General features: G+C 73.1%; 12 protein-coding genes. 7 read left to right on the forward strand and 5 right to left on the reverse strand.

Going from position 1 to position 22,014, the window contains the following annotated elements; genetic code table 11:
• Positions 1 to 36 precede the first annotated feature (36 nt).
• Positions 37 to 831 (forward strand): FAD binding domain-containing protein, encoded by a 795-nt coding sequence (locus tag ABDZ66_RS01855; protein ID WP_343755416.1) that lies wholly within the window; start codon positions 37 to 39, stop codon positions 829 to 831.
• Between the two features lie 60 nt (positions 832 to 891).
• Here the strand turns inward: ABDZ66_RS01855 and ABDZ66_RS01860 are convergent, their stop codons facing one another.
• Positions 892 to 1,548 carry a DUF1345 domain-containing protein gene (locus tag ABDZ66_RS01860; RefSeq protein ID WP_343755419.1) on the reverse strand — a complete coding sequence of 219 codons (657 nt, stop codon included), beginning with the start codon at positions 1,546 to 1,548 and terminating at the stop codon, positions 892 to 894.
• A gap of 72 nt (positions 1,549 to 1,620) precedes the next feature.
• Here ABDZ66_RS01860 and ABDZ66_RS01865 point away from each other — a divergent pair, with 72 nt between their 5' ends.
• From ABDZ66_RS01865 to ABDZ66_RS01880, 4 genes are all read left to right on the forward strand, one after another.
• A complete protein-coding gene (locus ABDZ66_RS01865; RefSeq protein WP_343755421.1) occupies positions 1,621 to 2,007 on the forward strand; it encodes an MliC family protein in 387 nt (128 codons plus the stop codon).
• Positions 2,008 to 2,049: 42 nt separating this feature from the next.
• Positions 2,050 to 2,184: a hypothetical protein gene (locus ABDZ66_RS01870; RefSeq protein WP_343755423.1), complete on the forward strand. Its 135-nt coding sequence runs from the start codon at positions 2,050 to 2,052 to the stop codon at positions 2,182 to 2,184.
• 48 nt (positions 2,185 to 2,232) lie between these two features.
• On the forward strand, positions 2,233 to 5,376 hold the full coding sequence (locus ABDZ66_RS01875) for a DEAD/DEAH box helicase (RefSeq protein ID WP_343755426.1): 3,144 nt from the start codon (positions 2,233 to 2,235) through the stop codon (positions 5,374 to 5,376).
• A gap of 739 nt (positions 5,377 to 6,115) precedes the next feature.
• A complete protein-coding gene (locus ABDZ66_RS01880) occupies positions 6,116 to 7,159 on the forward strand; it encodes a hypothetical protein (protein WP_343755428.1) in 1,044 nt (347 codons plus the stop codon).
• A 28-nt stretch (positions 7,160 to 7,187) separates the two neighbouring features.
• On the opposite strand, the gene ABDZ66_RS01885 is transcribed toward ABDZ66_RS01880, so the two are convergent.
• The 3 genes from ABDZ66_RS01885 to ABDZ66_RS01895 are packed head-to-tail and all read right to left on the reverse strand — an operon-like array spanning position 7,188 to position 9,210.
• Entirely contained in the window at positions 7,188 to 7,799 is a 612-nt protein-coding gene (locus ABDZ66_RS01885; RefSeq protein WP_343755841.1) for a DUF305 domain-containing protein, read from the reverse strand.
• A gap of 19 nt (positions 7,800 to 7,818) precedes the next feature.
• Positions 7,819 to 8,766, reverse strand: a complete 948-nt coding sequence (gene trhO, locus ABDZ66_RS01890; protein ID WP_343755430.1) for an oxygen-dependent tRNA uridine(34) hydroxylase TrhO — start codon at positions 8,764 to 8,766, stop codon at positions 7,819 to 7,821.
• 60 nt (positions 8,767 to 8,826) lie between these two features.
• Positions 8,827 to 9,210 carry a hypothetical protein gene (locus ABDZ66_RS01895; RefSeq protein ID WP_343755432.1) on the reverse strand — a complete coding sequence of 128 codons (384 nt, stop codon included), beginning with the start codon at positions 9,208 to 9,210 and terminating at the stop codon, positions 8,827 to 8,829.
• Between the two features lie 130 nt (positions 9,211 to 9,340).
• On the opposite strand from ABDZ66_RS01895, the gene ABDZ66_RS01900 reads away from it, so the two are divergent.
• Together ABDZ66_RS01900 and ABDZ66_RS01905 are read left to right on the forward strand one after the other, a co-directional pair.
• A complete protein-coding gene (locus tag ABDZ66_RS01900) occupies positions 9,341 to 11,464 on the forward strand; it encodes an ATP-binding cassette domain-containing protein (RefSeq protein WP_343755434.1) in 2,124 nt (707 codons plus the stop codon).
• Positions 11,465 to 11,523: 59 nt separating this feature from the next.
• A complete protein-coding gene (locus ABDZ66_RS01905) occupies positions 11,524 to 11,979 on the forward strand; it encodes a hypothetical protein (protein ID WP_343755436.1) in 456 nt (151 codons plus the stop codon).
• Between the two features lie 70 nt (positions 11,980 to 12,049).
• Here ABDZ66_RS01905 and ABDZ66_RS01910 read toward each other — a convergent pair whose 3' ends face one another.
• Positions 12,050 to 21,925, reverse strand: a complete 9,876-nt coding sequence (locus tag ABDZ66_RS01910; protein ID WP_343755438.1) for a translocation/assembly module TamB domain-containing protein — start codon at positions 21,923 to 21,925, stop codon at positions 12,050 to 12,052.
• Positions 21,926 to 22,014: the final 89 nt, after the last annotated feature.

Below are 22,014 nucleotides of genomic sequence, written 5' to 3' on the forward strand. Positions count from 1 at the left end.
CACCTTTCACCCATCAACCCCATCCCGGAGGGATTCATGTATCCAGCCAACTTCGAGTACCAGAAAGCCGACAGTGTCGATCAGGCCATCGCTGCGCTCGCCGCGAACCCCGATCTGAAACTCATCGCCGGGGGTCACAGCCTGCTGCCCGCCATGAAACTCCGGCTGGCGCAGCCGCCCGCCCTGCTGGACATCTGGGGCATTCAGGAAATGAAAGGGATTACCCGCGACGGCGACTGGTACGTGGTGGGCGCCATGACCACCCACGCCGAAGTGCTGCGCAGCGACCTCCCGCTGTTCCCCGAGGTGGCCGGGTGGGTCGGTGACCCCATGGTCCGCAACCGGGGCACCATCGGCGGCAGTCTGGCGCACGCCGACCCCAGCGCCGACTACCCGGCCGCCGCGCTGGCACTGGGCGTGCAGTTCGTCATCCGCGGCCCCGGCGGCGAACGCACCGTGGACGCCGACGACATGTTCGTCGGGATGTTCGAGAGTGCCGTGCAGCCGGGCGAACTCCTGACCCACATCCGCATTCCCGCCACCACGCAGGCGAGCGCGTACGAGAAGTTCCGCCACCCCGCCAGCCACTACGCCGTCGTGGGCGTCGCCGTCGCGCGGCACGCCAGCGGCGAGGTCCGCGCCGCGTACACCGGCGCCGCCGAGAAAGCCCACCGCCTGACCAAACTGGAAGACGCCGTGAACTCCTCCCAGGCCGTCCCCACCGGACTGGTCGAGGCGGGCGACCTGCTCGGCGACCGCTTCGCCAGCGCCGAGTACCGCGCGCACCTCGTGGACGTCCTCGCTGCCCGCGCCGTGGAACGCCTCGGCTGAACCTCACGGCGGCGCCCACCCTCCGCTGCGGGGGTGGGCGCCGCCAGTTCCCACCTCCGGCTACTGGATCAGGCCCGCCACCCCGTTGATCGTCACGGCAATGATCACCGTGCCGAACACGAACGACAGCAGCGCGTGCCCCAGCAGCAGGCGGCGCATCGCGCGGGTGTTCAGGTTCGTGTCGCTCACCTGATACGTCATGCCGATGGTCACGCTCAGGTACGCGAAATCCCAGTACGTGGGTTCCTCCAGATGATCGTTCCCGTGCGGGAACAGCACGCCACGCCCGTCCCGGTAGTACCGGCGGGCGTAATGCAGGGTGTACTCGGTCTGCACCAGCAGCCATGAGGCGACGACCGTCACAACAGCCAGGACCGTCAGCAGCACCTCCGGCAGGCCACGCTGGTCATGCGCGGCAGACAGCAGGAAAACCACGCCGACCAGACTGATGATGGCCGTGAACGTCGTGATGGTCGCCGCGACGGCACGCGTGTCGTCCTCGCGGGTGGCGAGCTGCCGGGTACGTTCGGGCCCGGCCGTCATCATGACGGGCCACAGCTGCGCCATCACCGTCACGCAGAAGGTCACCCAGGCGCTCAGCGTGCGGGTTTCCGGCAGCCAGTCACGCGGGGTCAACAGGGTGATGATGAGAGCCGCGCCGAGGCCGATCAGGAGCCGCGTGGCGGCGTGTGGGCGCGGCTTGCGGTCACGTGGCATGCCTGGAGCATACGCCGGGCGTTGTCACGCGCCGCTCGGATTCCCTTCATGCGCCGGGCCTAGGGTAAGGGCATGAGTGTTCGTTCCTGGTTGACTGGTGCCCTGGTGGGGTGCGTGGCGTACGGATCCACGGCGGTGGCGGTCACGCCGCCCGTGCAGGTGAACTACCGCGTGTTCCAGTACGCCTGCGCGGGCGGGCAGAACCTGAAGGTGTACTACGTGCAGTTCGGGAATCAGCCCATGTTCGCCATGCTCGACTGGAAGGGCCAGCGGCACGGACTGGCGCAGGCCATCAGCGCCAGCGGCGCCCGCTACGCCAGCCTCAGCGGCCCCGCCGGCGCGCGCGGCGGCCTGCAGTGGTGGGAACACCAGGGCGCGGCGGAACTCAGCACCTTCACCGGGAACAGCACCACCACCACGAAAACCCTCCTGACCGGCTGCAAGACCACCGGGCGCTGACCTGAGGCACGGCAGGGCCGGGCGCGCCGCTAGGCTCCGGACGTGCCCACCCCCCCTCCGGTCGCCGTGCGGATGATCAGCTGGGACCACCCGCAGGTGGAGGTCCCAGCGAGTGCCTTCAGCGCCTTCCCCGACCGGGTGCTGGCCCTCGCGCAGGCGCCGCTGGCCCTTCGCTAAGTCTTTTCGCTCTCGGTCTTTCCAGGGGGGGGCGGGTACACTCTTCCGGTGACTGTTGCTGCGCCGAACCTGTCGAAACTCCTGCCCGCCGCCCCGCCCGGAAACCTGCTGCTGCTGCCGCAGGTGGCGCGCGCGGCGCTGTTCGCGGCGTTCCCCGGCCCGGCGGTGCTGCTGACCACCCCCGACCGCCTGGGCAGTTACGCCACGGCAGGCGTGCTGGGCGCGCCGGTCAGCGTGAACCCGGGCCTGCGCGACTGGGACGCCCGCCACGGGCACGTGGTACTGGACGTGAACACCGCGCTGGACCTGTTCCCGTCCCGCCCGGAGGACCACGCGCTGACCCTGAAGGTGGGCGCCAGCTACCCGCGCGAGGCGCTGCTCTCCCGCCTGGAACGCCTGGGTTATGAACGCGGCGAGGAGCCGGGCTTCGAGATTCAGGGCGACACGCTGGAGCTGCGCCTGTCGGCCGGGTCGGGCCTGCCCGCGGAAGCAGAGGAGGGCCTGTGGGTCCGCGCCGAGTTCTTCGGGGACGAACTGGACACCCTGCGCTTCCTGAAACCGGGCGCACTGACGGGCGAGAAGGCGCAGAGCTTCACGCTGGAACCCACCGCCGAGTACCTGACGGAGGTGAAGTGGGACGCCACCCGCCTGGACCTGCTGCCGGGGCGGGTGTTCCTGGACTCGCCGGAGTTCTACGCCTCGGCGCTGGGCGTGCTGATCGACACGCTGTGGCCGAAACTCGCAGGGCGCGAGGTCACCAGCTTCGGGCGCTCACCCCTGAACCTGCCGGACCTGGACACCGGCCTGACCACCCTCCCGTTCTACCGCGCTCGCCTGAGCGACCTGGAACGCGACGTCACCGAGTGGCGCGACGCGGACTACCGCGTGATGATCCTCGTCCGGCACGACCGCACCGCCGCGTACCTCGCCGACAAGCTGCTGAACACCCACGAGATCCCCTGGCTGAAGATTCCCCGCGTGAAGGAGGGCGGCCTGGGCTTCCTGCGCGCCGCGGGCGAGGGCGGCTTCGTCATCCCCGAGCACCGGACGGTCGTGCTGACCGAGGACCTCATCTACGGCTTCCAGGGTGGCAGCGCCCTGCGCGGCAAGCGCCTCAATGGCAAGCCCGTCACGGACGCGCTGGGCCTGCACGTCGGCGACTACCTGATCCACCCCGAGCACGGCATCGGGCAGTTCGAGGGCCTGGAAACCCGCAAGGTGCTGGGCGTCACGCGCGACTACCTGAACCTCACGTACCGGGGCGGCGCGCGCCTGAGCGTCCCCATCGAGCAGCTGCCCGTCCTGCGCCGCCACCCCGGCACCACCGACGACCCACCCAGCCTGAGTTCCTTCGACAAGAAAGACTGGGCGAAAGCCAAGGAGAAGGCCCGCAAGAACGCCGAGGCCGTCGCCGCGAAACTGCTCGTCCAGTACGCCGCGCGGCAGGTCACGCCCGGCAACGCCTTCCCCGCGCAGCCCGAATGGGACGAGCAGGTCGAGAAGAACTTCAGTTTCGAACTGACCGCCGACCAGAAAACTGCGCTCAAGGAAACCATGCGCGACCTGGAAAAAGCCAACCCCGCCGACCGCCTCATCTCCGGCGACGTGGGCTTCGGGAAGACCGAGGTGGCCCTGCGCGCCGCGCACCGCGTCGTCGGGCACGGCAAGCAGGTCGCCGTGCTCGTGCCCACCACCCTGCTCGCCGAGCAGCACACCAGCACCTTCGTCGAACGCTTCAAGGGCCTCCCCGTCCGCGTCGAGGGCCTCTCCCGCTTCACCACCCCCCAGCAGGCCCGGAGCATCCTCGCCGACACCGCCAAGGGCAAGGTGGACATCCTCATCGGCACGCACCGCCTCCTGAGCGGCGACGTGCAATTCCGCGACCTGGGCCTGATCATCGTCGACGAGGAACACCGCTTCGGCGTCGGCCAGAAAGAAAAACTCCGCGCCCTGCGCGGCCTCCCCGACGTGCCCAGGGACGGCAAGCTCGACATCCCCGAGGACGCCCGCGCCGTCGACACCCTCGCCCTGTCCGCCACGCCCATCCCCCGCACCCTCTACATGAGCATGGTCGGCCTGCGCGACATGAGCTCCATCCAGACCCCACCCAAGGGCCGCAAACCCATCCAGACGGTCCTCGCTCCCTTCGACCCCATCACCGTCCGCGACGCCATCCTCACCGAGATCGAACGCGGCGGCAAGGTCTTCTACATCCACGACCGCATCGCCAGCATCGGCGCCCGCAGCCTCTACCTGCGTAACCTCGTGCCCGAGGCCCGCATCGGCGTCGCGCACGGCCGCATGAACGAGGAAGAACTCGAGGAGATCATGCTCGGCTTCGAACAGGGCGCCTTCGACGTCCTGCTCGCCACCACCATCGTCGAGACCGGCCTGGACATCCCCGAGGCGAACACCATCCTGATCGAACGCAGCGACCGCCTCGGCCTCGCCCAGCTCTACCAGCTGCGCGGCCGCGTCGGCCGCCGCGCCCAGACCGCCTACGCGTACCTGTTCTACCCGCCCCGCATGACCGAGAACGCCCAGCGCCGCCTCTGGGCCATCGCCGACCTCCAGGACCTCGGCAGCGGCCACCTGCTGGCCGAGAAGGACATGGAAATCCGCGGCGTCGGCAACATCCTCGGCGAGGAACAGCACGGCCACGTCCAGGCCGTCTCCATCGACGTGTACACCGAACTGCTCGCCGAGGCCGTCGCCAAACTCAAGGGCGAGAAGATCGAAACGCCCACCACCATCAGCATCGACCTGCCCATCGACGCCCGCCTCTCACCCGAATACTTCGTGAACACCGACGGCAAAAGCGACGAGGAAGCCCGCATCGCCACCTACGGCCGCCTCAGCGAGAGCCGCACCCTCCAGGCCATCAGCCGCGTCGAACGCGACCTGCGCAAGAAGTACGGCCCCCCCACCTCCGAAGTGCAGAACTTCATCGACCTCGCCAAACTCCGCCTCACCGCCGCCGCCCGCCGCGTCCTCAGCATCGGCGAAACCATGACCCAACTCCAGATCACCTTCGCCTACAAAACCCTTGACTACGACGCCCCCGGCCTGCGCGCCTTCCCCTTCAAGACCGAAGTCGTCACCTTCCCGCCCAGCGTGAAACTCGACAAACGCGGCCTGAAACCCAACGACTACGCGCGCACGCTGATCGACCTGCTCGGGTACTTCGGGTAAGCCGGCACTCATACGACCTCCGGTAGCACGGTCTGGTTGCAGATGCTGGATCAGTTTCAGGCGCTGGCTACTTATCGAGGTGAGGTGGAAGGTGGGTGCCTGGCGGCGGGCCTCCCCACCCCCCAGCCCCCTCCGCAAGCGGCTCATACGAGTACCCCAGGGGGGCAGGGGGAGCAGTCGCTGCGCTCGGCAAGAGGTTTTACTGGTGCGGCGTGGTTGTGTTGAGCGCTGACGTGTCCGGCTTCGACGCCATCCTGCCGCCCCCCGTGGAAGGCCCGCGCGCTGCGCGCACGACGGCCGGTGGTGATCTGCGGTGGCTGGCAGGGCACCTTGCTGAACGCCGCTGATCTACTTCGAAACCCGGCTTTGGCAACAGCCGAAAAAGTAGAACCTTCTGGTACTCACCAAGTTGGCTGGCCCGCCCGGCGTCGTGGCAACGCGGCCCGTCGTGCGCGCAGCGCGCGGGGCGCCCGCCGCGAACTCGGAGGTCTGCAACCCCATCCGTGGCCGAACCCGCCAGTCACCCACCCATAAAGCCAGAGAAATACCTGCCCAGTGCAACGCTGCTCCCCCTGCCCCCCTGGGGTACTCGTATGAGCCGCTTGCGGAGGGGGCTGGGGGGTGGGGAAGCCCACACGGAAACCCCACCGTCAGGCGCCCACCTTCCACCGCCGGGGAAAAGCTGGACCCCCCGTCTGCCTGTTCGTGGAACGGTGATGACCCCCGGTACACTGGTGGCATGACCACCGTTTCGCCCCTGCTGCCGCAGGCCGGGCTGTCCGGCGCCCCGTACCGCGCTTCGACGCGGCAGAATCTGCTGACCATCGCGCTGGGCTGGTGGTTGCTGGGCGGGATCTTCGTGGACGGCTGGGCGCACAATCAGTTCGGGGAGTCGCTGGAGACGTTCTTCACGCCGTGGCACGCGCTGTTCTACAGCGGGTTCCTGGCCGTGGCGGGCTGGTGCCTGCTGCTGGCGTCGCGTGGGTGGCGGCGGGGGCGGCGCGGTCTGGCGGCGTTTCCGGAGGGGTACCATCTGGCGGCGTTGGGTGTGCCGTTGTTCGGACTGGGTGGGTTGGGTGACATGGGGTGGCACACGGTTTTTGGGATCGAGGTGGGGATCGAGGCGCTGCTGTCTCCCACGCACCTGCTGCTGTTCGCGGGGGCGGCCCTGATCGTGGCGTCGCCCCTGAATGCGGCGTGGCGGTCCCCGGCGGCGCGCACGGCAGCGGGTGGCGTGCGGTGGGTGGCGGCGCTGTCCGGCACGTCCCTGCTGGCAGCGACGGCGTTCATGCACATGTACCTGTGGGGTCTGATGACCGTCCCGCAGGGGTTGGGGTGGGTGCAGACGCGCGGCGAACTGAGCGCGATCCTGCTGACGGCGCTGATCATGACGGCGCCGGTCCTGCTGATCCTGCGCCGGTTTGCGTTGCCGTTCGGGGCGGTGACGGTCATGTACTTCGTGACGAACCTGGGTATGAGTTTCATGCTCGCGCCGGGCGAGTGGCGCGTGCCGGTGCTCGCGGCGTTCAGTGGCCTGCTGGTGGACGCCCTGCACGCCCTGCTGCGTCCCGGTGCGGCGCGGGTGTGGCAGCTTCGGGCGTTCGCGTTCCTGCTGCCGCTGTGCGTGTGGGTGCCGTACCTGGGCGGGGCCGTGCGCCTGGGCCTGAGTAACCTGAGCCTGGAACTGTGGCTGGGCGTGGCGGTCATGACTGGCCTGGGCGGCGTGGCCCTGAGTGCCCTGGTGTTTCCCGCGCCGCTGCCCCCGCAGGCGCTGGAGGAATAGCGCCGGGCAGGAGGGAGGCGGCGGACCGTCAGTGGTGGTGCGTGGGTGCCGGGCTGCCGGGGTCCAGGCCCGGCGGGGGCGGCAGCGGGGTCTGGGTGCGCCGCCGCAGCAGGGCGCTCAGGGTGGTGATCTCGCCGCGTTGCGTACCCGTGATCTGCCGTGCCAGCAGGCCCACCTGCGGAAGCACGCCGGCCTCCAGCGCAGGCCGCGCCATGACCAGCGCTCCCTGGTGGTGGCGGATCATCAGGCGCAGGAACAGTGCCTCGGCCTCCGGGACGGGGCTGGTGTTCAGGGCATTCAGTTCGGCGGGGGACGCCATGCCCATCTGGCGGGCGTGAGCGGCGGGCAGGGGCGCGGCCGGGTCCACGGGCGGCAGGGTCCACAGGCGCAGCCAGCCCTGCATCTGCCGGATCTGTTCCTGCTGCCCCAGCTCGATGTCCAGTGCCAGCGAGCGCAGCGTGCGGTCCCCGGAACGCCGCCGCAGGGCCTGTGCCATCGTGATCGCCTGGGTGTGGTGGGGGATCATGCCGCGCACGAACGTCACCTCGGCGCTGTGCGGGCCGGGCGCTGTCTGCCGGGGCGTGAGGGCCAGCAGCGCCCCGCCGCCCAGCAGCAGCGCCGCCAGCACGCCCGCTGCCATGCGCCTCACGCGGCTGCCTTCACGGGGCGGTGGTGGTCGCCTGCCGGTCGAAGTGTCGTTGCCGCGCCCGGAACGCCGCCTTCTGCTCCGGCGTGGTCTGCGCGTGGCAGTGGCGGCAACTGACGCCCTCCTCGAACAGCGCGTCCGCGCGTTCCTGCGCGTCCAGCGGCCACCCGCACGAGTGGCACATGACGGCCCCGCCCTCGCGCAGGCCGTGCCCGACGGTCACGCGGCCGTCGAACACGAAGCACTCGCCGTCCCAGCGGCTGTCCCCCTCGGGTACGTCCTCCAGGTACTGCAGGATGCCGCCCTGAAGGTGGAACACGTCCGCGTGCCCGCGCTGGCGCAGCAGGCTGGTGCTCTTCTCGCAGCGGATACCGCCCGTGCAGAACATCGCCACGCGCTTGCCTTCCAGCTCGGTGGCGTGCGCGTCCAGCCACGCCGGGAACTCCCGGAACGAATCGATCCCAGGGTCCAGCGCGCCCCGGAACGTTCCGGCCTTCACCTCGTAGCGGTTGCGGGTGTCGATCACGACCACGTCCGGCGCGCTGATCAGGGCGTTCCAGTCGTGCGGGGCCACGTACTGCCCGGCCTCGCGGGTCGGTTCGACCGGTACGCCCATCGTCACGATCTCGGCCTTCACGCGCACCTTGAAGCGCCGGAACGGCTGCTCGCTGGCCGCCGATTCCTTGTACTCCAGTCCCGTGAAGCCCTCGGCGTGCAGCGCCCCGTGCAGCGCGTCAATGCCCGCGCGGCTTCCGGCGACCGTGCCGTTGATTCCCTCGGACGCCACGATCAGCGTGCCGCACAGGCCGTGCGCGGCCCCCAGCGGCAGCAGCCGTTCGCGCAGGCCCGCCGGGTCGGCCACCGCCCGGAACTGGTACAGCGCCGCAACCACGAAGGCAGGCGGGGCGACCGTGTCAGAGGGAACGTCGGGCAGGGAAGGGACAGGGTGGGGCGCAGACATCCCCTGCATGATACCGAGGGGATCTGGATGCCTGGGGGCCGGGCCTCACGGTTGTTCCCGCTACATCTTCGAGGCGTAGCGGAAGTAGGCGTTCACCTGCGGAACGAAGCACAGCGCGGCGGCGCCCAGCAGCGGCACGACGCCCAGGACGGCGCTGAACGGGTTCCCGGCGCTCAGCAGCAGTGCGCCCGTGCCGAGCAGCACCAGCACCAGCAGCGCGCGTGCCCAGCCGCGTCCCCGGTACACGTTCCAGCACAGCGCGACCTCCAGCAGGAAACGGATCTGGCCGGCGCCGCTGCTGCCGAGCAGCATGCCGATCAGGGAGGTCAGCAGCACGACCCCCAGGATCACGGTGGTGATCGTCCACCCGGCGCGGATGGCGGCGGCCTGCGCGGGCGTCTCGGTGGGGGTGTCGGTCAGGCTCTCCAGGAGACTGTCGGTCATGGGGGTAGCTTACGGGGCGCCAGGGTCCGGCGTTGCTGCATGTGACCGGCGGTCATGCGGGTGTGGTCGCGTGTGGGAATGCGCGTTCTGGCGGAGTCGCGGGGCGCTGGCCTCTGCTAGCCTTGCGGGCGTGTCTGCGCCTTCCACCCTGATCACCGCGTCCGGCCTGAGCGTCGTGTACGGCGAGCGGGCCGTGCTGAGCGGCGTGGACCTGAGCGTGACGGCCGGCGAGCGCGTGGCGCTGCTGGGCCGCAACGGGGCGGGCAAGACGACGCTGCTGCGCGTCCTGACCGGCGAGCGCACCCCGGACGATGGTGAGGTCTGGCGTGCGGACGGGCTGCGGGTGGCGGTGCTGGCGCAGCATCACGCGCACCCGCCGGGCCTGAGTGTGCGCGCCCTGCTGGACGCCGCGCACCCGTACCGGGAACTGGAGGCCGACCTGCTGGCGCTGGAGGCGGACCTGGGCGACCCGGACACCCTGGACCGCTGGACGGCGCTGCACGCCCGCCTGGACGACCTGGACGCCTTCCGCTGGCCGGCGCGGGCGGCGCGGGTGCTGGGCATGCTGGACCTCACGCGCTTCCTGGGGCGCGAGGCAGTCACCCTGTCCGGCGGGGAACGCACCCGGCTGGCGCTGGCGCTGGCGCTGGCCAGGGAGCCGGACCTGCTGGTGCTGGACGAACCCACCAACCACCTGGACATCCGCATGCGCGAGTGGCTGGAGGGCTGGTTGCGGGACTTCCGGGGCGGGGTGCTGCTGACCAGCCATGACCGCGACTTCCTGGACAGCGTGGCGACCCGCAGCGTGTGGCTGGACGCGGGCGAGGCGACCCCGTACGCGGGCGGGTACTCGCGCGCGCGGGCGCAGCGGGACCTGGAGCGGCGCACGCAGTCCCGCGCGGCCCGGCTGGGCGAACGGGAGGCCGGGCGGCTGGCGGGCAGCGTGGACACCCTGGACCGCTGGGGCCGCCGCTCGCGCGCCCTGAAAAGCCGTGCCGGGCGGGTCGCGGTGCCCGAGGCGCCCCTGCCGGAACGGCAGATCCGCATGCGCCTGCTGGCCGGCACGGCGAAAGCGCCGCTGGTCGCGTGGGGCGAGCACCTGAGCAAGGGGTACGCCGGGCGGCCCGTGTTGCACGGCGCGGCCTTCCGGCTGCGGCAGGGCGACCGGGTGGCCCTGATGGGCGCCAACGGCACCGGCAAGACCACCCTGATGCGCCTGCTGTCCGGCGAACTGCACCCGGACCCGCCGGGCCGTGACCCGGACACGGGCCTGCCGCTGCCCGAGCCGCTGCTGCGCGTGGCGGGCGGCGTGACGGTCGCCAGCCTCGACCAGACCTGGCACGGCCTGACGCCCGGCGAGGGCCTGCACGCGCAGTTCGAGCGGCGGTTCGGGCGGCAGGCGACCACGCTGCTGGGCCGCGCGGGCTTCGGCGCGGCCGACTGGCCCAAGACGCCCGAGGTGCTGTCCGGCGGGGAACGCGCCCGCGCCGGACTGGCGCTCGTCAGCGGCCTGCGCGCCGACCTGCTGCTGCTGGACGAACCCACCAACCACCTGGACGTGGAGGCCCTGCTGGCTCTGGAGGGCGCGGTGCAGGCGTACGCGGGCGCGGTCGTGATCGTCACGCACGACCGCCGCTTCGCGCGGGAGGTCGCCACGAGGCTGTGGGTGATCGAGGACGCTGCGCTGCGCGAGGTGGGCGGCTGGGGCAGCCGCGAGTACCGCGACCCGGCCGCCACGTTGCAGGGCGACCCGCCGCCCCCGCCGCCCGCGCCCACGCCCCGGCAACGCCTCGCGCCGCTGGAGGCGCGGCTGGGCAGCCTGCGCGCCGAACTGGACCGCCCGCCCGGCACCCTGACCGGCCGCGAGGAGGCCCGCGTGCGCGCCCAGGCGCACGACCTGCAACAGTCGCTGTACGCCCTGTACGCGCAGGTGTGGCACGAAGCGCAGTACGACACCCAGGTCCGCGAGCCGCCCCTGACCGTGCGCGCCCAGCGCCTCGGGGACGCGCCGGGCGAGGGGGGCGGCATGTTCTGGGCCGCGCAGGACCCCACCTGCCCGCACCTCGCCTGGGACGGCCACACCCTGCGCTGGAACGGCACGCCGCCCGCGTGGTTCGGCGCGGCGCTGCTGGGCGGCACCCTGCGGATCCTGTTCGAACGCTGGAACGTGGGCCGCGTGACCCTGGGTGACGGTGGCCCCGTTCTCACGCGCCGCGCTTACTTCGGGCGGCTGGGACTGATCCGCCCCACCTGACCGGGCTGGTCCGGGCGGTCCGGGCACGCCTCATGCTGGACCCCGCTATACTTCCGCGCATGGAAGACCTCATCAAGGGCCGCCTTGGTGGAGCGGACGGTTACGACATCCGCTGCACCATCGACGGCGACACCATCAAGGGCCGCGCGGGCGGAAAACTGCACGGCAAGGACATCAACCTCGAGATCACCGAGCGCGGCGTGCAGGGCAGCGTCGGCGCGGACCCCGTCAAGATCGAACTGCAGGACGGCGAACTCAAGGGGAACGTCGGCGCGCAGAAACTCACGCTGCGCGGCGTGGACCGCGTCACGGGCTTCATGGGTGAACCCATCATCGGCTGGAACGTCGTGGCGCAGCAGACCGGCGAACGCCTGACCGGGCAGCTGGGCAGCACCATCCTGGGCCGCCCCTTCGACCTGGAACTGGGCAGCGCGCCCGGCTGGGTGGGCACGCTGGTCGCCGTGGTGGCCTTCTACGCCCTGGAACCCCGCGCGAACATCACGACCAGCCGTTAAGGTCAGGACAGCCGCGAGAGGGGGGCCGCCCAGGTGCAGACCGGGCGGCCCCCCCTCTTGGCTGTGCGGGTCAGCGGCCGCCGATGCGGTAGGTCACGCCGAATCGGAACTTGGTGCCGCGGTCGGCGTCCCCGCTTTCCAGGCCCACGCTGACGTTCGTGCGGGGGTTCAGGTTGTACCCGGCCTTGAAGCTGGGGCGGATGGACTGCAGGTTCAGGCCGCTCAGCGGCGTCGTGACCCGGAACGTGAAGCGGTTGTCCGGGGTGCTGTACGCCGCGTCGATCAGGCCGTTGCCGTTCAGGTCCACCTGGTACTGCAGGTACAGGTCCCGGGTCAGGTACGACCCGAGCGTGATGGTCGCCCCCAGCGTGCCGTCCGCGTTCGACAGTTGCGGGGTCAGGCGGAACACGTCCAGGCCGAACGCCGTGGCGATGGTGCGTTCCAGTTCGCCCAGGATGAACACGTTCAGGGTGGTCTGCAGGGCGCTGCTGCCCAGCGCGCCCAGGTTCAGGTTGGTGAGGTTCGGGACGCCGGTGGCGACCAGCGCGTACAGTTCGGCCTCGCTGTACGCAGCCCCGGTGGTCGGGTCGGCGCAGTCCGGGCTGTCCTGGGTGCAGCGCAGCGTGGTGTTCAGGTCCAGGGCGCTGCTGCCGTCGGCGCGGGTCGTGAACTCGCCCCGCAGGTTCAGGGTGACCGGTACGCGCTGGCGCAGGCTGTCCGCGCCGGCCGGGGTGGCGTTCACCAGTCCGGCGGCGGTGATGTCGAATTTCGGGTACAGGTTCTCGCCGCTGAAGGTGACGGCGCTGTCACCCAGCGTGAACTCGTTCTCGCGCAGGTACACGAACCCGCGCTGCGAGCGGATCTCGCCGCTCAGGCGGGGGCGGTCGCCGGTGCCCGACACCAGCAGTTTCCCGGTGAACTCGGCCCGCACGAGGTTCTCGTCGACCCGGATGCCGTTCGGCGCGCGGACCGGGATGTCGTCGAAGACCAGCCGTTCCAGGAAGGGCCTGGCCGGGCGGGCCTGCGGGTCCGTCGCGGGCCGCGGGAAGGTCGTGAGCGACTCGGGCAGCGGACTGGCGAAATTGTCGGTGGTGCGGCCGTTGCGGCCCTTCCCGTCCGCGGCGCCGGTCTGCCCGGGGGCGGGCAGCGTGGCGGGCGCGTTCACGCGGCCCAGGATCAGCCGCGTGAAGTCCGCCGCGCCGCTCACGCGGATGTTCGTGCCGTCGTCCACGGCGCGCAGGTCGGCGTTGACTGCACTCTCACGGCCGTAGATCAGCGCCAGGGGGAGGTTGTAGTTGCGGGCGGCCAGCGTCAGGTCCCAGCGGGGCGCGAGGTCACCGCTGAGGGTCAGGGTGCCGGGTCCGGCCGCGTTGCTGCGGCTCAGGCCGCTCAGGGTCCAGCGGGTGTCGCTCTGCTGCGCCAGCGTCACGGTCGTGTCGGGCAGCGCGCCCAGGACCTGCGGGGCCAGCAGGCCCGTGAAGTCCACGCGCGTGCCGCTCAGGCGGCCCAGCGTGAGCTGTCCGGCCAGCGTCACCCGGCCGTTCGAGCCGACCGTGCCGCCGGTCAGGACCGTGCCGCTCCCGCTGAACGCGCCGCTGTCCGGCAGGTCCCCGGCGAACTGCGGGATCTGCACGCTCAGGCCCGCCACGGCGCCCGTGATGTTCTGCGCGCGGATCAGGCCGCGCGGCCGCTCGTACGTGCCGGCGGCGCTGAGGGTCAGGCTGCCCTTCAGGTCCGGGTCGAGCGCCGCGAGGCTGGGAATCAGGACCAGCGCGGGCGTGAAGGTGGTGTTCGAGAACTGCGCGCTCAGGTCCACGCGCCCGCGGGTGTACTGACCGCGCACGTTCCAGGTGCCGGCCCCGCTCAGCTGGATGTTCACGCCGAGCAGTTCCCGCGCGGCGTACTCCAGCGTGCCGGTGCCGGTCAGGGTTTCCGTGACGGCGGCCGCGCCCTGGCCGGTGGTGCCGCTCACGCGGATACGCTCGGCCACCACGTTCACCCGCCCGGCCAGCGGGTCGGCCAGCGGGAAGCGGAAGCGGGCCAGGCCGGTCACGACGCCCTCGCCCGGACTGGTGCCCGCGAAGGCGCCCACGACCGCGCCCAGCGGCAGGGCGCGCAGGGTTCCCTGCCCGAACACCTCGCCGCCGCCCAGGCCGGCCGTGAAGTCCGATTCGCCCAGGAAGCCGCGGATGCGCCAGTCGCCGGCCACCTGCGTGCCCTCCAGCCGGGCGGGCAGGGTCTTCGGGCCGACCTTCAGGTTGTCGCTGCGGATCACGAAGGTTCCGCCCCCGTCGCGCAGGTTCGCCTCGCCGCTGATCCGGCCCGACAGGTCCGGGGCGATCTTCAGGTTGCGGACCTCCACGTTGTCCAGTGACGCCCGCACCGAGTACCCGTCCCCGCTGGGCTGCACGGCCAGCGGTCCCTCCAGCGCGGGCAGCAGGTCCGCGAGCCCGCCGCTGGCGGTCACGGTCGCCTCGCCCATGGCGTTCACGCCGCGCAGGTCCGCGCGGAAGGTCTGCCCGTTCAGGGCGAGCAGGCCGCTGACGTCCAGTGCCTGACCGGCCACGTCCAGCGGGTAACGGTCCGCGCTGACCCGACCGGTCAGGCCGGCCGCGTCCGCCCGGACATCCAGGCCGATGGAACCCTGCGCGGCCCGCAGCGTCCCGGCCACCTGCCCGGTCCAGTCGCGTTCGCCCTGCGCGGCCGTGAAGGTCAGTTCCCCGGCGCTCAGGTCGGCGGTTCCGCGTAGTTGGGGCCGGCCGCCACGCAGCGTCACGGCCGCGTTCAGGTTCCCGGCCAGCGGCAGGTCCAGGTACGGCAGGCGGTAGGGGCTGCCGAGGTCCGTGACGTTCAGCTGCAACTGCCCGTCCAGCGCGTCGGTCTGCACCCGCCCGGACGCGCTGATCAGGCCGCCCACGCCGCGCACGCCCAGCCGGCCCAGGTTCAGGCCCGGCAGGTTCGCGGCCAGCTGACCGGCCTGCCAGCGCAGCGTGCCGTCTTTCAGGCCGTCCGAGACGGTCAGGTCCGCGTCGGTCAGGCTCAGGTGGCCCGAGGCGCGCCACTCGCCCCGCCGGACGCTGACGGTGGCCCGGGGAGCGCTGATCGGCCCGGTGGGCGTGACGCTCAGGGACAGTTCCGGGCGCGTGAGGCTCGCGGCGCCCAGCAGCGTCCACACGCCCCCGCGTGGCCGCAACTCGACCGCGCCACTGGCCCGCGCTCCCGCGCCGTCCACCAGGCGCAGCTGCACGCCGTCCGCCGAGGCGACCACGCGCAGGCCCGCGCCCAGCAGGCCTCCCTCGCCCTGCGCGAGCGGTGAGGCGAGGCGGCCACCGGCCGTCAGGACCAGCGGGCGGCTCAGGACGCCGGCCGGTCCGCCGGTCAGGCGGGCGGTGCCGTGCCAGCCAGTGGTGGGATCGGCCCGCAGGTCCAGCGCCGCCCGCAGCGACTGCGGGCCGAGCAGGGACCCGGTCAGGGTCAGGGCCCGCGCCGCGTAGGTCGCCTGCACCCGGCCGTCCAGGGTGCCGGTGGCGTTCACGTTCAGGTCCGCGCGCCCATCCAGGCGGGCGCTGCCGTCGACGCTCAGTTCACTGCCGGCCGCCGAGGCCCGCAGGCCGCTGAGGTTCAGGGCCGGGCCGTCCAGGACCGCGACCACCGCGTTGCTGCCGGCCGCGTTCCGCTGCGTGAGCGTGCCGCGCAGCCCGTTCAGGGTGGCGCTGACACTGCCGCTCAGGTCCGCCACGGTGACGCCCGCCACCGACGCGCCGCGCGACTGCACGGTCGCGGCGGCGGTGGGCGAGGCGAGCGTGCCGCCCAGCGTGCCCGTCAGGCTCAGGTCGCCCGCGCCGCCCAGCAGGGACAGCGGGGTCAGCTGCAGGGTGCCGCGCAGGTCCGGCACGAAGCCGCTCCCGCCCGCGAGGGTCAGGTCGGCGCGGCCGAGGGGACCGGCGTTCAGGGCGTAGCCGCCGCGCCCGTTCCCGCTGAGGACCACCGGGCCGTTCAGGCCCGCCACCCGCGCCTGTACGCGGCCCGACAGTTCCGGCCACACGCCGCTCAGGTCCAGGTCCGCGCGACTGCCGCCCGACGTCAGCGTGCCGTACACCCGCGCCCGCACCCGTCCGGACGCGAGGTTCAGGTCACGCGCCTCGGCGTACACGGTGCCCGAGGCGCTCCCGCGCAGGCCCAGGCGGGCGTTCAGGGTGGGCGAGGCCACCCGGCCCGACACGGTCACGCGCCCGTCGAGCGCGCCGGTTTGCAGGGTCACGCTGCCCTGCACCGCCGGGTCGGTCACGGCGCCGCGCAGCGTCAGGTCCGCGCCCAGCTCGCCTCTGTCCAGCGAGGCCGCGTTCAGGTAGGCGCTGTCCACGTCCCGCGCCGTGACCCGCAGGCCGCCGGGCAGCGAGCCGCTGGCCCGCAGCACGCCGCCGCGCAGGCTGCCGCTCAGGTCGGCATTCAGGGTGCCGGTGCGCGGCACGTACGCCGCCTGCCCGTACAGGCTGAACGGCCCGCCCTGCGCCTGCACGCCCCTGACGGCCAGCGTGCGCGCCGTGACCTCCCGCAGCCCGCCGGACAGCGAGCCCGTGGCGTTCACGGTTCCGGCCGCCGTGAGGGCGTCCACGCCCAGCCCGGCGGGCAGCAGGCGCGCGACCCGCAGCGGGGCCTGCGCCGTTCCGGCCCGCAGGGTCAGGCGGTACTCGCCGCCCTCCAGCGTGCCGCCACCCGAGACCCGCTCGCCGCTCAGGCGCAGGCTGGCGTTCCCGGCGCGGTAGCTGGCGCCCAGGTCGCCCGTGAAATCCCCGGCACTGTCCAGCACGCGTCCGGTAAAGGAGGCGTTCAGGGCCGCCCAGCTCGCGCCGCCCAGGGTCGCCTGCCCACTCAGGGTCAACTGGTCGGCGCGGCCCCACAGGGCGCCCGCGTCGAAGGCCTGCAGGTCCAGGGTGCCGCCGGGCCGGAAGGGCAGGTCCGCCGGAAGCTGCCCGGTCACGCGGGCCTGCCGCGCACCCGTGCCGATCAGCGCCGCGATCTTCAGGCGACCGCCGTCCGTGCCGTCCAGCAGGGCGTCCAGGGCTCCGCCGGGAATGTCACCCACGGCCCGCAGGTTTCCGCTGAAGCCCGCCCCGCTGCGCCAGCCGATGGGACCGTTCAGGCGCACCGTGTTCTGGCCGCTCAGGTAGGTGGTGTTCAGCGTCAGCGCGGCGTTCAGCAGGCCGCCCAGCGCGTTCGCGCCCAGCTGGCCGCGCAGCGCGCCGTTCAGGGGTTCGCCCGTGAACGCCGCGCGGTAGTCGCGTCCCAGCAGGTGCGCCTGCACCCGCGAGCCCGCCGCGCGCAGTCCGCCCGGACCGTCCGCCAGGACGCCCTGCACGCTCACGTCCGGCCGGGCCAGCGCGCCGCCGATCTGCGCGGTGTACGTACCGGGCAGCCACTCGTTCAGCGTCGCCCGCGCGCTCAGCTTCAGGGCCGGCAGGACCGTCCCGCTGGCGCGCACACGGCCCTGCGGCAGGGTCGCCTGCGCGCCGTCCACGCGCAGCACCCCGCCCGAGTAACGCGCCGGGGCGTCAAAGCGCACGCCCGCCGCCACGCCGCTGGCCTGCACGCGCAGGTCGCCCAGCGTGCCGCCCAGCGCGGCGCTCAGGGTGCCGTCCACGCCCGCGAGGGACCGCAGGTCCGCCACGCTGACACTCCCGGCCGTCTGCCAGTCCAGCAGCCCCGCGGCGCCCGCTGCCTGCCGCGCAGTCAGGTTCACGGCGGCTCCGGCCAGCGTGCCGCTCAGGGTCACGGCGGCGCGGCGCGCAAGGTCCGTGCCCGTCAGGTTGGTACCCGTCGCGGTCAGGTTCACGGCGCGGCCCTGGTACGTGCCGGCCACGCGCAGGTCCAGCGCCGAGTCGGCGCGGCCGGTCAGGGTGGCGCGCAGGTCGTCGAGGGTCAGGGCCGCGTTCGCCTGCGGGTACAGCGGGCCGCGCAGGGTCACGGCGGCCCCGGCCAGGGTGCTCTGCAGGTCCGCGGACAGCTGCCCGCGCGAGAGGGTCACGCGGCCCTGCGCGCGCTGCCCCTCGCCCTGGACGCGCACGTTCACGTCGGCGCGGCCACTGGCGCGGGCCAGCGGGTCGGGCCCGGTCAGGTCCGGCAGGGTCAGGGCCAGGGTCACGCGGCCCGAGGCGCCCGTCAGCACGGGCCGCAGCACCCGCGCGTCCAGCGTCGCGCCGCTCACGGTCAGCGCCCGGCCGTCGAAGCGCACCGGGACGCGCGTGCCGGGGTGCGTCAGGGTGCCGCTGGCCCGCAGGCCGCGCTGCCAGTCCACGCGGGCCGTCAGCGTCAGCGGGTCGCCCAGGTAGCGGGTGCCCGCCGTGCCCAGCGCGGCGCCGGTGGGGGAGAGGACCGCGCTGAGCCGCCCCGCCACGACCTCCGGGCGGACGCTTTCGGGCAGCAGCGCCCGCACCGCCCCCAGGTCCGCACTGACCGCGCCGCCCAGCGCCGGGAGGACCGTCACGCGGCCCGTCACCGGACCGGTCGGGGCGACCACCAGCCGCGCCGCCTCGCCCAGCACCCGCAGCGTGCCCGGCTGCCCGGACAGCGCGTAGCGGGCGCCCAGCGCGCCGGACCACGTTCCGCCCCGGTAGGTCAGGCCGCCCACGGTCACGCGCGCCCCGGTCAGGGACCCGGTCAGCGGGAAGGTCTGCGCCGGCACGCTCAGGCTGGCGGCCCCCGGGCCGTACGACCGGGCGTTCAGGGTCAGGGTGCCGCGCAGGTTCGCCACGCTCCCCCCGGCCTGCGCCGAGAAGTACGGGCCGGTCACGCGCAGCTTCAGGTTCTCCAGGGTGGCGGGCAGCGTGACCTTCCCGGTCGCCAGGACCGTCTGCCCGGCCAGTTCGCCACGGACCCGCAACTGCCCGTTCACGGCGGTCACGTCCAGCGGGCCGGCCTTCAGGGTGCCGCTCAGCACGCCGCTCACGGCACTCAGGTCGCCCCGCAGGGTCTGTCCGCCCAGTGTCAGGCCCTGCGCCTGCACGCTCAGGTTCTCGAAGCCGCGCAGCGTCACCTGCGCCCGCCCGCCCTGCGCGTCGGTGACGGTCACGTTCCCGCGTGGGTCCAGGCCGGTGCCCTGCACGTTCCCGTCCACGAACAGCCCGCCGCCCAGCGGGCCGCTCACGTCCACGTCGTACCGGCCTGTCGGGAGCGAGGCGGTGCCGCGCGCACGCAGGCCCTCACCGTCGGTCAGCAGCAGGTTCAGGCCGTCCCACGGGCCGTCCAGGGTCACGGCGTACTGGTCCAGCACACCGCTGGCCGCCACCGCGCCCCGGAACGACCCGCCGGGGCCGGGACCCCAGGTCGCGCGGCCCTGCACGCGGCCCGCCTGCCCGAAGGCGGTCAGGGCCTGCTGCCCGGTCACGCGGGCCAGTCCGGACGCCGCGTCGTACCTGACGTTCAGGTCGCCCCAGGTGCCGCTCGCGGTCAGGCGCGGCGTCAGGGTGCCGCTCAGGTTCACGGCCTGCGCCGGGAGCGTCACCCCGCCGAACGACAGCGGCCCGGTCTGCCCGGTCACGCGCGCCCGCAGGGCCCCGTACGCTCCAGTCACGTTCAGGTTCAGGGTCTGCCCCTGCGCACTCACGCGGCCCTGCGCCTGCACGTCCGGGTACACCCGGCCGGACAGCGCCGCCTGCGCGCCCGCGTACGTGACCCGCAGGTCCGCGCCCAGCGGGCCGCCCGCGCGGGTCAGGGTGCCGGTCACGGCCGCGCCCAGCGCCCGCGCGTTCACGCGGGCCGAGCCGCCCTGGGCGGCCAGGTTCAGGTCCAGCGTGCCGCCCAGGCCGTCCACGTTCAGCAGGGGCCGCAGCGCCGCGAGGTTCACGCGGCCCGTCGCGTTCCAGCGGTTCCCGTCGATCACGCCGCGCGCCGTGTCCCCGGCGGTCGTCAGGGTGAAGCGTACGCCCCGGTCCACGCTCAGGACACCCTGAATGTCTGCGCCCTGCACCCGCGCGGTCGTCAGGTACGGCGCCTGGAGCTGCGTGTCGGCCAGCACGGTCACGCCGCCCGCCGAGCCGCGCAGGCTGGCGGCCGTGCCGCGCGCCGCAGCGGTCAGGGTCACGCCCGCCCCGGTCGCCCGCAGCGTCCCGAAGGCCTTCAGGGTGTTCGTGACGGTCAGGTCGCCGGTCACGGCCAGGCCGCCCGTCACGGCCAGGTTGCGCGCCTGCACGCCGAAAGTGTCGCCGTTCCAGGTCAGGACCTGCGCGCCGCTGCGGAACGTGCCGCGCTGCCGGGTGTAGTTCAGGTTCAGCGGCCCGGCCAGCGTGTCCCGCACGCCCGGCACGGTCGCCTCCAGCTGCCCGGTCACGTCGCCGCCGGTCAGGTCCAGCCTCCCGCGCCCGCTGAGGATGATGCCCGAGCCGCTCAGGCCCTGCGCCTGCCACGTGCCCCGGAACGCGCGGTCCAGGTCGATGCGCGCCGCGCCCAGAGCGGCCCGCAGGCCCCGGCGGTCCAGGGCCGCCGTGCCCGACAGGCCGCTGAACGGCCCGGCCTGCGCGCCGCTGATGGTCGCCCGCAGGTCGTCCGGCGTGCCGCGCACCGCCACCCGGGCCTGCGCGGCCCCGTAGGTGGGGTTCAGCAGGGCGTTCAGCGTCAGGTCGTTCAGGTTCAGCGTGCCGGACAGCGGGCCGCCCAGCCCCTCGCCGCGCAGCGTCAGGAGGTTCCGCGCGTCGATGGTGGCGTTCACGTTCAGCGGTTTCTGCCCGAACGCGCCGACCAGCGAGGCCTCCCCGGACTTCCCGAACGCCCAGCGTCCCGCCACTTTCTGATCCGACCCGGCCAGCGAGGTCGCCGCGCTGAAGCTCAGGTCGTTCGTCTGGGTCGCCACGTTCCCGTTCTCGCTGAGGAAGGCGTACTTCGCGGTCGCGTCGCGGAAGCCCACCCCCGCCACCTCACCGGCCCCCTGCGCGGTCGCCGTGACCCGCACGGTCGTCCAGCCGCCCGCCGTGACCTGCAGGTTCAGGTTCCCGCGGCCGGTCGTGCCGAGCGCCCCGGCCAGTCCGGCCACGGTCGGCGCGGCGTTCGCCGTGACCCGCCAGTTCAGGGCCTTCAGGTCCACGCCGCCAGACGCCGTGACCGGGCCGTTCCAGCCGCGCCCCGCCAACTGCAGGTCGATCAGGTCGCCCCGGTGCGTGGCCGTCCCGGCGACGCCGGTCACGGTCACGAAGTTCGCCTCGGGTACGCGCAGGCTGGCGTCCGTGACCGTCAGGTCCCCGCGGATCGGGCCGCTGCCGATCACGTACTGCCCGCCGATACGGCCGCCCGTCACGCCCGGCCAGAAGTGATTCAGGACCCGCGCGTCCGCGTCGAGGTCCACCGTGAACACGTTCCCGTCCGGTCCCTCGGTCACGCGCAGGTCGGCGTTCAGCTCACCCTCGCCGGTCGCGCCGCGCAGCAGCGTCCGTCCGTCCTGGCCGCGCGTGAGCCGGAACCGGCCGTCCGGCAGGTTGATGCCGCGTCCGTCCACCGTCACCCGCGAGTCCTGCACGTCCAGCCCGGACAGCGCCACCTTCCAGCCGCTCCCGCCTGCGCTGCCGCCCGTTCCGCCCAGCAGGTCCGCGAGTTTCAGGCGCACGTCCGCGTCGCGCGCCGACACGTTCAGCCTCAGCGTCCGCGTGAAGGGGTTGACCGCCGTGACCGTCACGCCCACCGACCCCGCGCGGCCCGTCACGCCCGGCAGGGCGACCCGCGCCCCGCCCAGCGTCGGCGCCCACAGCGGCCCGCTCACCCGGTCCGCCGACACCACGTTCCCGCCCAGGCGGGCCAGCAGCGCCCCGCCCAGCAGGGTGGGCAGGGCCAGGATCAGCAGCAGGACCAGCGCGCCCAGCACCCACGGCCAGCGCGGACGGCGGGGACGTGCGGGACGCTCCCCGGGTTCCGGAGGGTCCTGCGGCACGTTCAGTTCATCCGGCCGGTCCTCGCCGGTCACGGCCGGACCCGGTCACGTCCGCCCGACGACGCACCTGCCCCCACCTTCACCCTGATCATCGCTTCCAGCCGCATTCCCCGCATTCTACG

The organism is Deinococcus depolymerans (assembly GCF_039522025.1).
Classification (GTDB): Bacteria; Deinococcota; Deinococci; order Deinococcales; family Deinococcaceae; genus Deinococcus; species Deinococcus depolymerans.